The 1,243-nt window shown below is 51.2% G+C and carries 2 protein-coding genes; both read right to left on the minus strand.

The genetic code is table 11. The annotated features are described in order from the left end of the window. Positions 1 to 435, minus strand: a 435-nt coding sequence (gene pth / locus PDO_RS27275) for an aminoacyl-tRNA hydrolase (protein WP_007603491.1), incomplete at its 3' end; no start/stop codon positions are given. Between the two features lie 298 nt (positions 436 to 733). Next, positions 734 to 1,243 (minus strand): recombinase family protein (locus PDO_RS15105; protein ID WP_007603492.1); only part of this gene is annotated, 510 nt, incomplete at its 5' end.

Genomic DNA, 1,243 nt, shown 5'->3' on the forward strand with positions numbered 1-1,243 from the left:
TACATGCCGAATGACATCGTCCTTTGTGCCTGGATGGCCTACCCCAATTTTAATCACATTTATTTCGGCGCCGAGCGCATTTTGAATGGATTTTAGACCGTTATGTCCACCGCTGCCGGTGCGACGCTTTAATCGCACCGTCCCTACCGGAAGACTAAGGTCATCACTTACTATCAATACATCCGACGGTTGAAGGTTGTAGTAATCAACAAATTTTTTCGCTGCTACTCCGGATAAATTCATAAATGGCAAGGGCTTTACAAGTAAAACATTGGTATTGTTGATATTTACCTCTGAAAATAAAGCGTCAAATCTCTTTTTCCATGGTGTGGCGCGCCATTTTTCCCGAGCGAGGTCAATTATTTCCTGGCCAATATTATGCCTCGTGCCTGAATATTCACTCCCCGGATTTCCCAATCCTATTAATAGAATCATTGTAAACTCTCTAACCCGTCTTATTCATAACCGTCCTTCTGATGGGGTGACGGGTGTAGCTTAAGCGTTTGACATAGCGTAGGATTCGGTTATCTGATCCAGTCCTTCCGACCACATTTCGCGAGCCACACCCGCCATGATCGACGATACGTTGTTACCATTTGCTTTTCCAGCCGTTGGACGCATGAAGATCACAGCTGTTGAGTATCCATCCGAGCGGGCTTTCAATTGCATGGGGTAATCGCGGGAACAAGCAGCCTTGTATTGGGCCCGTACGGCTGAGCGGAACAGAATACCGTCATAAGGCGGGATTTTCTTCGAGGCATCGGTAAATGGTTGCGGGATGGACCTTGAAGGTTCTGGCGACGGCGCTGATGGATTTTCCGCTGCGGACGAGCTCACGGGCGAGTTCTTTTTGATCGGGCAGCAATTTGCTTGGCCGGCCGAACGTGACACCCCGTGCCATTGCGTCCTGTCTGCCGTCCCGGGTTCGGCTGAGGATAAGGGATCGCTCGAACTCGGCGATTCCACCAAAGATCGTCATGACCATTTTGCCGGACGGTGGTGTCGTATCTGCCCACGGTTCATCAAGTGATTGTAATCCCGCCTGTTTTGCGGTGATCTGCTCGACAATGCGCAGCAGTTCGCTGGTTGAGCGCGCCAGGCGATCAAGACGGGTGATCACCAGGACGTCGTCTTTGCGCCGTTGCTCGATCAACTTCTCAAGTGAGGGTCGGCTTTTCGCGGCGCCGGACACCTTCTCTTCGAATAGCAACTCACAGCCCGCGGCCGATAACCGGCGACATGG

Origin of the sequence: Rhizobium sp. PDO1-076 (assembly GCF_000247475.1) — a bacterium.
Lineage (GTDB): Bacteria > Pseudomonadota > Alphaproteobacteria > Rhizobiales > Rhizobiaceae > Allorhizobium.